The sequence below is a fragment of the Colwellia sp. C2M11 genome, from assembly GCF_018860915.1.
Taxonomy (GTDB): Bacteria; Pseudomonadota; Gammaproteobacteria; order Enterobacterales; family Alteromonadaceae; genus Colwellia.
Genome location: NZ_JAHKQD010000003.1, coordinates 26216 through 39901, shown reverse-complemented (window position 1 = coordinate 39901; position 13686 = coordinate 26216). Strand labels below are relative to the sequence as shown.

At 36.7% G+C, this 13686-nt stretch carries 10 protein-coding genes; all 10 read left to right on the top strand.

Annotated elements, in window-relative coordinates:
- The first annotated feature begins 147 nt into the window (after positions 1–147).
- The 10 genes from KO509_RS00210 to KO509_RS00165 all read left to right on the top strand — a co-directional run bounded on the left by KO509_RS00210 (position 148) and on the right by KO509_RS00165 (position 13680).
- The gene (locus KO509_RS00210; protein ID WP_215971272.1) at positions 148–1149 is read left to right on the top strand and encodes a D-cysteine desulfhydrase; all 1002 of its coding nucleotides are present in this window, start codon (positions 148–150) and stop codon (positions 1147–1149) included.
- A gap of 106 nt (positions 1150–1255) precedes the next feature.
- Positions 1256–2650 (top strand): Na+/H+ antiporter NhaC family protein, encoded by a 1395-nt coding sequence (locus KO509_RS00205; RefSeq protein WP_215971271.1) that lies wholly within the window; start codon positions 1256–1258, stop codon positions 2648–2650.
- A gap of 102 nt (positions 2651–2752) precedes the next feature.
- Positions 2753–4330 carry a serine hydrolase gene (locus tag KO509_RS00200; RefSeq protein WP_215971270.1) on the top strand — a complete coding sequence of 526 codons (1578 nt, stop codon included), beginning with the start codon at positions 2753–2755 and terminating at the stop codon, positions 4328–4330.
- A gap of 60 nt (positions 4331–4390) precedes the next feature.
- Positions 4391–6289, top strand: a complete 1899-nt coding sequence (locus KO509_RS00195; RefSeq protein WP_215971269.1) for a glycoside hydrolase family 3 protein — start codon at positions 4391–4393, stop codon at positions 6287–6289.
- Positions 6290–6346: 57 nt separating this feature from the next.
- Positions 6347–7753: an SH3 domain-containing protein gene (locus KO509_RS00190; RefSeq protein WP_215971268.1), complete on the top strand. Its 1407-nt coding sequence runs from the start codon at positions 6347–6349 to the stop codon at positions 7751–7753.
- 66 nt (positions 7754–7819) lie between these two features.
- On the top strand, positions 7820–8911 hold the full coding sequence (locus tag KO509_RS00185) for a dipeptide epimerase (protein WP_215971267.1): 1092 nt from the start codon (positions 7820–7822) through the stop codon (positions 8909–8911).
- A gap of 133 nt (positions 8912–9044) precedes the next feature.
- A complete protein-coding gene (locus KO509_RS00180; protein ID WP_215971266.1) occupies positions 9045–10637 on the top strand; it encodes a sodium:solute symporter in 1593 nt (530 codons plus the stop codon).
- 2 nt (positions 10638–10639) lie between these two features.
- Complete coding sequence (locus KO509_RS00175) at positions 10640–11554, top strand: BadF/BadG/BcrA/BcrD ATPase family protein (RefSeq protein WP_215971265.1); 915 nt, start codon at positions 10640–10642, stop codon at positions 11552–11554.
- The gene (murQ, locus tag KO509_RS00170) at positions 11544–12506 is read left to right on the top strand and encodes an N-acetylmuramic acid 6-phosphate etherase (protein ID WP_215971264.1); all 963 of its coding nucleotides are present in this window, start codon (positions 11544–11546) and stop codon (positions 12504–12506) included. Before KO509_RS00175 ends, murQ begins: the two co-directional genes overlap by 11 nt.
- On the top strand, positions 12499–13680 hold the full coding sequence (locus KO509_RS00165; RefSeq protein ID WP_215971263.1) for a DUF1343 domain-containing protein: 1182 nt from the start codon (positions 12499–12501) through the stop codon (positions 13678–13680). The genes murQ and KO509_RS00165 overlap by 8 nt, the downstream gene beginning before the upstream one ends.
- Positions 13681–13686: the final 6 nt, after the last annotated feature.

Genomic DNA, 13686 nt, shown 5'->3' with positions numbered 1-13686 from the left:
CCTGCTTTTGCGGGGATTTTTATTTCAGTGATTACATTATCTATTCTAAAATATATAGTTGATCACAATTTAATAGTATTTTTAATGTGTCTGACCGACAATAATCCAATATTATCATTTATTTTTTAAGTTTAAGGTTTTCGAACAATGCCACAATTCAATGCAATCCCTCGTGTTCTTATTTCTCATAGCCCTACACCGCTGGAGGTGATGCCACATTTATCGAAAATATTAAACCACAATCTCTTGATAAAACGTGATGATTGTACGGGCTTGGCTGGCGGGGGTAATAAAACGCGCAAGTTAGAGTATTTGCTTGCTGCAGCTTTAGCCGGTAATGCTGATACCTTAGTCACTGTTGGCGGAATTCAATCGAACCATGCGCGCCAAACAGCTGCTGTCGCTGCAAAGTTTGGCTTAAAGTGTGAATTAGTATTAGAAGATGTATCAGGTACGCCAAAATCTGACTATTACCAAAATGGCAATGTTTTACTCAATAATTTATTGGGTGCGACTATTCATCGTATATCAGCAGAAGAGAATTGCGCTGATTATGCAAATGAGCTGATGGTAAGCTTACAAAATAGTGGTAAACAGCCTTATTTGATTCCGATGGGGGGCTCAAACGAAATAGGTAGCTTAGGTTACATTCAGTGTGCTCAAGAAGTTATTGACCAAATTAAAGATCAAGACATCGCGCTTGATCATATTGTACTTGCTACAGGCAGTGCTGGTACACAAGCAGGGCTTTTAGCAGGGTTAATCTTAGCTGATGTTGATATTCCGGTACTCGGTATATGTGTTAGTCGCCCAGCGGATGAACAAATTCAGATAGTGACGGAATTATTAGAAAAAACTTTAACCTTAATTGGTTTAGACCCTAGCCTCGCCAAAGGTCGAGTGTTTGCTAATGGAGATTATTATGGCCAAGGTTATGGTATTCCAACAGATGAAATGATTGAGGCTGTTAGACTTTGTGCACAACATGAAGGTTTAATACTAGATCCTGTTTATACGGGCAAAGCGATGTCTGGCATGATTGATTTATGCCGAAAAGGTGTTTTTAGTGCTAAAGAAAATATTCTTTTTTTACATACTGGAGGAAGCCAAGGTGTGTATGCTTACCAAGAAATTTTTGATAACAAATAATCGTTGTTATTATTAATAAAAAATTACCATTTACTGTTAAAGCTTGAATAATCTATTCTTATTTGTCAGTATGTCTTATTAGTTATATTTATATAAAGGGTTGAATATGGAATGGTACTCATTGTTACCGCCGTTAGTTGCTGTTTTAGTGGTCTTATGGAAGAAAGAAGTAATACTTGCTTTGCTATTAGCGATTATTACTTCTGAAGTATTACTCGCTAAAACAGGCTCGACAATGTTGTTTGATGGTGTTGTTGGTGCTTTTGAGCGTATTGTCTCAGTATTTGGCTCCGCAGGAAATACGCGAATTCTTCTTTTTAGTTTAATTATTGGTGCTGTGCTTGCATTTATGCGTCACTCTGGCGGCGTAACAGCAATGGTTGAATATGTTATCTCTAAAGGTTTAGGGAAAAATAGGCGACAAGCTGCGTTTATGGCAAATTTCACCGGTATGGCAATTTTTATTGAAAGTAATCTTTCGGTATTAACGGCGGGCATTGTTTCTAGAGGTTTGTTTGACCGCTATAAAATGAGTCGTGCAACACTTGCTTATATTATTGACAGTAGTGCAGCACCTATTTGTATTTTAGTCCTTCTTAATGGCTGGGGAGCCTTTGTTTTGGGCCTGTTAAGTAACTATGAATTTGAACAAAGTGCGGCAGAAATTATGTGGGGAACTATTGCGCTTAACTTCTACCCTATTATTGCACTTATGATGGTTTGGTATACGGCTTACACTGGAAATTTACACGGTCCTCTAGCTCGTTCAAAATCGATAGGGGAAGGTCAAATTGACAACGAATCAAACAACCATGCGGCACCAACACCTGAGTTTAAACCAACAAAAGCAAGATTTATGTTTGTACCTTTATTAACCATGGTGTTAGGTATGATCATGTTTATGTTTTTGACCGGTGATGGCACCTTAGCTAATGGCAGCGGTTCAAAATCAGTTTTGTATGCAACCGTTAGTGCCTGCCTAGTAGCTTATATTATGATGTTGTCTACTAAGAAATTTACTCATCACCAATTAGTGAAAATTGGTTTTGATGGTATGAGTGAGTTATTGCCATTGGTGACCATTGTTTTATTATCATTAACATTAGGCGCTAGCTTAAAAGTATTAGGTACCGGTGTTTATGTGGCACAAATTATTGGTGACACTTTACCATTATTTATGATTGCCCCTATGTTGTTTATCGCAGGTGCTGTCATTGCCTTCTCTACAGGAACATCTTGGGGAACTTTTGCCATCTTGATCCCAATTGGCGTTCCGCTTATTCAAACTATGGGCTTACCACCTTCTTTCATTATTGCGGCTATTTTAGGGGGGGGTGTTTTTGGAGATCATTGTTCACCTATTTCCGATACTACCGCGGTTTCTGCTATTGCATCCGGTTGTGAATTATTAGAGCACGTTAAAACGCAATTACCTTATGCGTTATTTGGTGGAGCATTAACTATTATTCTTTATGCACTTTATGGTATCGCCTTTTTGTAAAAACATTATTTTATGATGTTTACTATCAGTAATGCTTCATTTGAAGTATTGCTTTTTTAGACAACATTCTGTTTTATTATTTAACTCGAGACGTTTTTAACGATGAAAAATTATTTAATTATATTCATTTCTATTTGTGTATTGGTTAGCCAACCAGTATATGCCCAAAAAAAGGCCTTTAATTCTGAAGACGTTGATACCTTGGTCAATGACGTATTAACGACTTTTAATGTACCAGGTGCGGCAGTAGGAGTCATAAAGGATGGCAAAGTATTATTAAATAAAGGTTATGGACGCCAAGATGTTAATAAAGCGCTAGCAATTGATTCAAAAACGCTCTTTAAAATAGCATCAACCACGAAAGCGTTTACTGCTGCTGCGTTAGCTATATTAGTTGATCAGGAAAAAATAACTTGGGAAAGTAAAGTTGTTGATATTATTCCTAACTTTGCCTTATATGATGATTGGGTAACAAAAGAGTTTACCATAGCTGATTTGTTAACACATCGCAGCGGTTTAGCTCGTTTTGCTGGCGATTTAATGTTGTGGCCTGAGCCGGCTGGTTTTAGCCGTGATGAGATTATTAATAACTTAAAATTCCTCAAACCAGCATCAGGTTTTCGTAGTGAATATGCTTATGATAATTTGCTTTATATTGTTGCTGGAGAAGTTGTCGCTAATGTTACAGGTATGTCTTGGGAGAATTTTGTCGAAAAAAATATTTTTATGCCTCTACAGATGAGCCGCTGTTTTGCGGGTGCAGTACCAGCTAAACAAATGACGAACATTGCTCAACCACATGGCTTAATCAATAATAAACCTACCATTATTAAACGGAATCAAACCTACCATAAAGATAGTGTTATGGCTGCGGCAGGAGGGATTAAGTGTAGCGTTAATGATTTACTTACTTGGGTTGAAACACAATTAAACCAAGGTACATCACCAGCAGGCGTTAAAATATTTAGTGAACAACAAAGTAAAGCAATGTGGCAGCCACATACTATTTTATCTGTTTCTGATAATGACAAAAAATACGATAACACCAACTTTAAGTCTTATGCTTTAGGCTGGCGCTTAGCCGATATGCATGGCTATAAGCGTGTATCTCATACTGGTAGCCTATCAGGAAACTTATCTTATATTATGATGATACCTGAGCTTGATTTAGGTGTTATTGTCTTGATAAACCAAAACTCATCATATGCCAGAAGTGCGATCATGAGCAGTATTGTGCAATCATTTATGGATGTAGAACAAAGAGATTGGCTAGCAATTCAATTGGAAAGGCAGCAAAAGCGACAAAACCGAATTCAAGCCAAAAATTCAACAGTAAACCTCAAAGTGATGCCTGATAGAAAAAGCGTTAATTTACCTTTGACGTCTTATTTAGGTATTTATCAAGACCCTTGGTTTGGTCAGGTAAAAATTTCCATGAAAAATAAACAACTGTATTTTGAATCATTGAAATCCATTCGTATGCACGGGCAATTAATAGAGAATGAAAATAACGAATTTATTGTTTGGTATGACGATAGAAGCCTAGAAGCAGATGCATTTGCACAATTTATTATTGATGGAAACAATAATGTAGTAGGGCTAAAAATGGATAGATACTCGGATGATGTTGATGCAAGTTTTGATTACATTGATCTAAATTTCACACGTATTTCAAAATAAGCCATCAAGCATTACAAATATTTTAACCATAGAACAACATTAATTAGAATAAGAGGAAGTATGTTGAGTCGTATTAGTATAAAAATTATATTGAGCTTTGCTGTAATGATAGTTATAGCGCTCTCTTTATTGGGGAAACATCAAGACGGTCGTACAGAAATAGCACAAAAAATAGCGCAAAAATTAATGCTAGATATTCGCTATTATTGTCCAGAGCTAACAGAACATGTTGTTTTTACCGGTGATAATCAATGTGTGACGCCGGTAACAACATTATCTAAGGACTTAGCTGAGTTAATTACCGATACATCATTAGGTTCGGTCATTTTATTTGCTGAAAACTTTACCGGTATTGAGCAAACTATTCATTTAACTCAAGATTTGCAACAAGCAGCGTTAGCATCAGCAAGCGAAGAGCCATTACTTATTTCAATTGATCAAGAAGGTGGACGAGTTGTTCGTTTACCTCGCACTATGGCTACTTCATTTACCGGCAATATGGCAATTGGTGCCACCTATGAGAACCATGGTGATTATTACGCAAGAAAAGTTGGCGAAGTTATTGGTGCTGAATTAGCTACTTTGGGCGTTAATGTTAACCATGCTCCAGATGTTGATGTAAATATTAATCCAAATAACCCCGTTATCAATGTACGATCTTTTGGTGAAACACCAGAGATTGTTGCTGAGCTAGGTATTGCGATGCTTGAAGGATTGCAGTCTAAAGGTGTTATTGGCACGTTAAAACACTTTCCTGGTCATGGTGATACCAATACCGATAGTCATACTGGTTTACCGCGAGTCGAGCACCCTTATGACGTTGTTAGATCGGTTGACTTACTCCCATTTCAACAAGCTATTGATCGTAGCAATGTTGAAATGATCATGACCGCGCATATTCAATATCCAGCGCTTGATGATAGTTTGGTGGTAAATAAATTTGGCGAATCAATGATAAAGCCCGCCACGTTATCGAAAAAAATATTAACGTCGTTATTACGAGATGAAATGGGCTTTGATGGCATAATTATTACTGATGCGTTAGATATGGCGGGTATTGCAGAGTTCTTTTCTGAAGAAGAGGCGGTACTTCACACTTTTAATGCTGGCGCTGATATTGCCATGATGCCAATGAGTATTAGACAACCTTCAGATATACCCCGTTTTAAAGCATTTATTGAACTATTAGTTGATAAAGTATTATCAGAAGAATTATCACTTGATGATATTGACAGCTCTGTTGAAAGAATTACTGCCTTAAAGCAAAAATTAGCACCTGCGGTAACTGCCACTGTTAGTACAGATGTTAGTGAATTAACGACGCAAGCTAAAGAAACGCTTGGTATAGAAAAGCATAGAGCGTTAGAACAAGCACTCGTGCAGCATTCAATTGTTGAAATAAAACCTAATCCAGCATTAGTTAAACGCATGTCAACGATTAACAATATTCATCTTGTGTTCCCTAAAAAATCACAATCAGAGGCAATGGCGTTAGCACTTAATCAATACGCGTTAAATATTGGTGGAGCGTCATGGTCAATTACTAGCTCAAGTTTAGATGAGAGTAATTCTACTGCAATGCTTGAGCAGCTAGATAATAGTGAGCTTGTTATTGTGGCAAATGATAGTCAAAAGACGGCTGTTGAATTAGGGCAAGCTGGCGATTTAGCTCTGGCGACAACACTTAAAAAATCAAGTGACAAAAGTAACGCGGATAAAGCATTAGATGTTTTAGCTTACGCAAAACAGAAGCAATTAGCGACTATTTATATTTCACTTAAAGCGCCTTATCAATTAGAGCAGTTTACTAATACCGCTGATTGGGTATTAGCTTGCTTTGATGGTAATGCGTATCAAGTTAGTGGATCAGATGAATACACAGGTGCTGTTTTTAATGGTTTAACTCAAATAATCAGTGGGCAAATAAGCGCGACTGGGCATTTACCTATAACGATATAACTTTTTATTACTCAGCTAAATCTAGCGTCACATTATTTACTGTTTTAAGGACTTTACATGAAAGTTAAAATTTTTGTTTCATTCGTATTATTTATACAAATGAATGTTTACTCTCTTACTGCATCTCCTTATGTAGAAGGGAAATCAGATGTTATTAATGTAAACGAAGCACAGTTAGATAGTGCTTATTGGGTTGATTTATACGAAAAAAATAAAGCGAGTGATAACATAGTGTTAATAGATAAAAAGGGCGTTAATCTATTTAACCAGCAAGTGATGCAGAGTAATTCACACGTTGTTGATCCATTAGCAATACCAAAGGTGTTAACGAAAGCACAATTAACTCACCATATTAATACTATTAGCTCTGTGCCAAGTAGTGATAGGTTTTATTATGATGGTCATAAGTTAACTGATAAAGAATTTAACGACTACAGAGATAATGTAAATATACCGGCGGTACTTGAGCAAAATAATGTTAGATGGGGACTCGTTGTTAAACGTACCTCTCTGCGTACTTTTCCGACAACCGACAGAGTATTTAATAATGGTATGGATACCGACCTTGATAGGTTTCAAGAAACGGCAGTATTTCCCGGTGAAGCTATTGCCGTGTTGCATGAAAGTAAAGATAAAAAATGGTACCTCGTACAGTCATACAACTACCTTGCTTGGGTATTAAAAGAAGATATTGCGCTAGGCGACAAAAAAATCGTTCATGACTTTGTACATAACACTAATTTCTTAATGATCACCGGAGATAAAGTTTTTACTACTTTTGTGCCTAATAAAGCACAAGTATCTGAGATTCAATTGGATATGGGAGTTAAATTACCTTTAATAAGTAAGCAAGACTACACTGCTCATTTATATGGTCAAAATCCATTTGCTTCTTATATTGTGCAATTACCGGTGAGAACGAGCGAAGGCAGATTAGATTTTTTACCCGCAATGATAGCCAAAAGTAAAGACACCCATATTGGTTACTTACCGTTCACAAAACAAAATATTATCAAGCAAGGTTTTAAGTTTTTAGGTGAACGCTATGGTTGGGGGCATGACTATAATGGCCGTGATTGCACCGGGTTTGTTGGCGAAATTTATAAAACATTTGGTTTGTTAATGCCGAGAAATTCAGGCCAACAAGGCAAAGCTAGTTATGGAAAAAATATTGATTTTACTACGGAATCTAGTAAACAAGAGAAATTGGCTGCTATTAGCCAGTTAGAGATTGGTGATTTAATTTATATTCCAGGTCATGTGGTTATGTACTTAGGTGATGACAATGGCGAGCCTTACATCATTCATGATGTTAAAGGACTGTCATATTACACTAAAGACAAACAATATTATAAAGGCACACTTAATGGCGTTTCAGTTACACCATTGTTGCCGTTACATTTGTCAGAAACGAAAAGTTATATTGATACAATTTATAACATCAAAAAGATCAGACTTAACTAAAACCCAGATTAAACAAACGCAAAGTAATAGAGGTACATGATTTACCTCAAGTTATAAGGTAGCAAAATGAAAATTACAAATATCCGTTTCGCCAAGTTAATTGTGCCATTGATCACGCCTTTTAAAACGTCTATGAGAACGGTAGAAAATATTGAAGACTTGGTTGTTATTGTGGAAACAGATGTTGGTCAGGTAGGTTATGGATCTGCTCCTGCAACGCCTGTAATTACTGGTGACACCCATGGCGGTATTATGGCGGCAATCAGTAGTGTATTGTCACCTAAATTACGAGGAATGGAGATTGAGAATTTAAACAATATTATTGATGTTATTCAATCTGCACTAGTAAATAACAGTAGTGCTAAAGCTGCAGTAGAACTTGCTATCTATGATCTTTGGGGTAAATTTCATAACGCACCTCTCTATAAATTATTAGGAGGAGGGAATAATAGATTAAAAACTGATATAACTATTAGTGTCGATACAATCGATAAAATGGTAAGTGATTCACTTAAAGCGATAGAGGATGACTTTGACATACTAAAAATTAAAATTGGTACTGATATCAAAGAAGATATTGAGCGAGTTAAAGCCATTCATAGTGCTATAGGTAATGACGTACAGATAAGATTAGATGTTAATCAAGGATGGAGCGCTAAACAAACGGTTTATGCAGCTAACTACTTCGAGCGTATAGGGATTCAATTAGAGCTAATTGAGCAACCTGTTCGGGCTGATGATATAGCGGGTTTGAAATATATTTCAGATCGCGTTCATACCCCGATAATGGCTGATGAAAGTGCATTCTCGCCTAAACAAGTAATAGATCTAATTACCAGCCATTCAGTCGATATTATCAATATTAAATTAATGAAAACAGGTGGTATTTCTAACGCCATTAAAATTGCTGATATTGCAAAAATTTATCAAGTTGAATGTATGATCGGCTGCATGCTTGAAGGCAGTATTGGGGTTTCTGCAGCAGCACATTTAGCCGTCGCAAAATCTAACACTATCACTAAAATTGATTTGGATGGTCCGGCATTAGGTAAGTTTGATCCTGTCTCTGGCGGTGTTTCCTTCAACAAGTCGATAATTCAGTTAAATGAACTACCTGGTTTAGGAATAGATGTTGTCAATGGTTTAATTGAGCTTTAAGTTTCAAATTAATGTTCGAATCAGCTTTTTGTTATAGTAAATTATAGATTTTTGTTATATTTAATTATATATTTGTGTTAATCTTTGAATAATTTATTCCTAAATGTTAACGAAGTGGCGTTGTGAGAAGTATATGAGCACATTATATTCAGGCTTGGATTGGTTAGTTTTTGGGTTATATGGGGCTATGTTATTAGGCTCTGGCCTTTATTTTAACCGTAAAAAATCAAATAACACCCAAGATTTTTTTCTTGGGGGGAATACTATTCCAACGTGGATGGTCGCTATTTCTATTTTAGCGACCTCGCAGTCAGCAGCGACATTTTTAGGTGGGCCTGATCAAGGGTATCAAGGTGATCTATCTTATTTAGCGACAAATATTGGTGCTATTATTGCTGCTGTTTTAGTGACGGTTATTTTAGTCCCCAAATTTTATCAAAATAAAGTATTTACTGTATATGAATTATTAGAAAAGCGTATGGGTAGCTCTGCTAAAAAGCAGGCAGGGATTATGTATTTATTCGGGCGAATTTTTGCTAGTGGTGCAAGGCTTTATATGGCCGCTTTAGCTGTCGCTATGATTCTATTTGGTAATATCGACGCTGAAAACGTGATTATAGCAACGATTATTTTAACCTTAGTTGGCCTACTTTATACCGTATTTAGTGGCATTAGAACGGTAATCTATAGTGATGTTATTCAATGTGCTGTTTATGTTAGTGCGGCAGTCTTTGTTATCTATTTTATTTATACTGCAATACCCGCTAGTTTTTCTCAAATAGTTGAGGCTTTGCAACATCCAGCACCTAATGCTCCTTCTAAATTAGCACTTTTCAAATTTGATTGGGATTTCTCATCAGCAGGTGTATTTAATTTTTGGTCAGCAATTACTGGTTTCATGCTACTAAATTTTGCTGCTTTTGGTTTAGATCAAGATATGACTCAACGTATTCTAACGTGTAAGAATGCGAAAGAAGCCAATAAAGCTATGCTACTTTCTGTTTTATTAGTTATTCCTGTGATGTTGCTATTTATTGTTATAGGATTATTACTTTTTATTTTGTATCAGCGTCCTGACATTATGCAAATGTCGGCTACGGGTGATCTTATTCAAAGTTTCCAAGGAGAAAAAATTACAATATTTATGTATTACGTGCTCAATGAAATTCCTTCAGGAGTGCGTGGACTAGTGACTATTGGTATTATTGCTGCGGCTTTATCGACATTGAACTCAGGGCTCAACTCAATGTCATCAGTTATTGTGAATGATTTATATCGACCATTTAAAGAAAAACAAACAATAGCTTTGCCTGAGTCACACTATGTAAAAGCAGGCCAAGTAGGCATGATTGTTGTTGCAGGCGCGCTTTGTTTAATGGCAATTCTTTGCTTCTATTGGCAACGATATACAGATATGCCATTACTGAAATTTGCATTAAGCGTTATGGTTTTCTCTTATAGTGGCTTATTGGGTGTTTATTTTACCGCATTGTTTACCCAAAGAGGGAATGCAAGTTCTGTGTTTTGGGCCTTGATGATTGGCTTTATTGTGACGCTATTTTTCCAACCTTACGTTATGTCTATTTTCCTTCCTCAAGCATGGTTATTTGATTTAGGTTTTACGTGGCAATTATGTATAGGTTCGTTTATTTCATTATTAGTTTGTATGCTAGGACGTAATAAAAAGGTAGTTGATAATAACTTAACGGCTAGTCTGGATTCCTAACGATGAATGATATGATAAATAAAAGTGAATTTATTTTAGGCGTCGATGGTGGTGGTACGAAAACCATTGCGAGACTCGAAAATTTACACACTGGACAGCAGTGGCTAGCAACTGGCGGTTCAGCATCACTAACTAATGATTTTGATTTAGCCTTACAACATTGTAAGGCGTTAGTCGCTGAATTATGTGCGCAAGCCAACTGTAGCAGTACTGATGTTACTGCTGTATTTGGCTTAGCTGGTGCAGGTAATAAAGAAAAAGCAACTGAATTTAAATGCTCTGTTGTCGCTGACTATAAAAATGTCAACATTTATACGGATGCAAAAACCTCTCTATATGGAGCTAATGAAGGCAATCCTGTTGTGGTTGTTTCGCTAGGTACTGGCTCAGTAGGTGCGGTGTTAACCGCTGATGGAAAAGAGATTCAAATTGGCGGTTGGGGTTTTAATGTCGGCGATGAAGGGAGTGGCGCCAAAATGGGAGTACTCGCTATTAGAGCAGTATTATCAGAGCTAGAAGATCTAGGCCATGTAGAAAGTATATTGGCGCAAGCAATTGTAAGTAAGTTGGGGGGCGACCAAAATAATGTTTTAGCTTGGTCTACTTCAGCGAAACCGTCTGATTTTGCAAGTCTGACGCCTTTAGTTTTCGAACATCATGACAAATGTTGTGTCGCTAGAAATATTTTAATGGAACATGTTGGTCATGTAGAAAATCTCATTGATAAAACACGATCAAATTATCAATTGCCAGTTATATTACTTGGTGGTTTATCAATACCAACATTGCCTTTTTTAAACTCAAGAATAAAAAGTATGTTAGTTGAAGCTAAAGGTAATGCTTTAGACGGCGCTTGTTTATTGGCTAAAAAATTAACACAGATTCAAATTACAGGGTGTGTAATACATGGAAATTAAAGTAAACCGTCAACAATCTCAATTGATTGATGATCTACAACTAATGGCGTCCGAAGGTCGTAATCCAGATACCATGGATTTAGACTTACTCGATACAAAAAGCTTGTTAGTTGCCTTAAACAAAGAAGATCAGAAAGTTGCTCACGTTGTTCATCGAGCTATTCCTGAAATAACCTTAGCAGTAGAAAAAATTGTTTCTGCGTTTCGCCGAGGTGGAAGACTTATTTATGTTGGTGCAGGTACAAGCGGTCGCTTAGGTGTACTTGATGCTGTTGAATGTCCGCCAACGTTTAGTGTTTCTGAACATCAAATCATCGCATTAATAGCGGGTGGCGAAAGTGCTATGTATAAAGCTGTAGAAGGTGCTGAAGATGATCCTATTCTTGCAATAACAGAGTTAAAGTCTTGTCATTTATGCAAAGAGGATGTCGTGGTTGGCATAGCGGCTAGTGGACGTACGCCTTATACAATTTCAGCGTTGAAATATGCTAAAGAAATTGGTGCTGTTGCTGTTGGTGTTTCTTGTAATTCAGGATCTGAGTTACTAACCGAGGCTGATATTGCTATTTGTGCCGAGGTTGGTCCTGAAGCATTAACCGGCTCTACGCGCCTAAAATCAGGCACAGCACAAAAATTGATTTTGAATATGCTCACCACGGCAAGTATGGTTAAAACCGGTAAGAGTTATGAAAATTTGATGGTTGACGTGCATGCAAGTAACGAGAAACTGAAGGCTAGAGCAGTCCGTATTGTTATGCAAGCAACGGCTTGTGATATTCATATAGCAACAGCTGCTTTAGCTAAGGCAAATAACAATGTAAAGCTTGCCATTTTATTAGTGTTAACTGATTTACCAATAGAAGAAGCTGCTGTATTACTAGAAAGTAAACATGGTTTCTTAAGAGCAGCGGTTAATGACTCTATCGAACAACCTATTAAAATAAATGTATAAAATGAAAACACTTAACTTGTTTTTATATTGCCTGTGTCTTGTTGTTATAAGTATTGTTAGTTTCACTGGGCATGCTAAATCTATCATTGTGGGGGCTGAACAGCCTGCTAAGTATTTACCTTTTTTACAGGGTAAAAAAGTGGGTTTGGTGGTTAATCAAACGTCTAGCGTGGAAGGTAAACATCTTGTTGATTTTTTAATTAGTCACGATGTTGATATTAAATATATCTTTTCCCCAGAGCATGGCTTTAGAGGTAATCATGATGCAGGTGCTGAGGTTAAAGATAATATAGACCCACTTACTCAGCTCCCTGTTATTTCTATTTATGGAAAAAACAAAAAGCCTTCACCAGATATTATCAGACAACTTGATGTTATTATTTTTGATATTCAAGATGTTGGTGTCCGTTTCTACACTTTTCTAAGCTCTATGCATTATATGATGGAAGCCGCGGCTGAAGCAGGGAAAAGCTTTATTGTTTTCGATCGACCTAACCCTAATATAAAGTTTGTGAACGGACCAATATTGGAAGCAGAGTTTTCGTCATTTGTTGGTATGCACCCAATACCTGTTTTACACGGTATGACATTAGGTGAATTAGCAAAAATGATCAGTGGGCAAGGGTGGTTAACAAGTAAAAATGAACTCGATTTACATGTGATTTCAGTCAAAAACTACACGCGACATAGCACTTATTCTTTACCAATAAAACCGAGTCCTAATTTACCTAATGATCAATCTATTCAGCTTTATCCATCGCTTACTTTTTTTGAATCAACCGTGGTAAGTATTGGGCGAGGAACAGAGTTTCCTTTTCAAGTGATTGGTCATAATGAATATTCTATTGGTGATTTTCATTTTACTCCTATTTCAATGCCAGGCAGTGCGCTTAGTCCTAAATTGATGGATAAGTTACTCACTGGGCAAGATTTAAGAGTTTCAACGATGAATGGGCTAGATCTTCAACCATTTATTCAGTGGTATCAGGTGTTCGCAACAAACGAGAAAGTGTTTTTCAAGTACCCTGATTTTATGGATAAGTTAGCAGGCACTGATGAGTTAAGAAAGAGTATTCAAGCTGGGGTTAGCCTCAAGCAAATAGAAGCAGGTTGGCAACAGGGATTATCAGATTTTAAACAGTTACGCGCTAAATATTTGCTTTATCCTAATTAGCTTGGT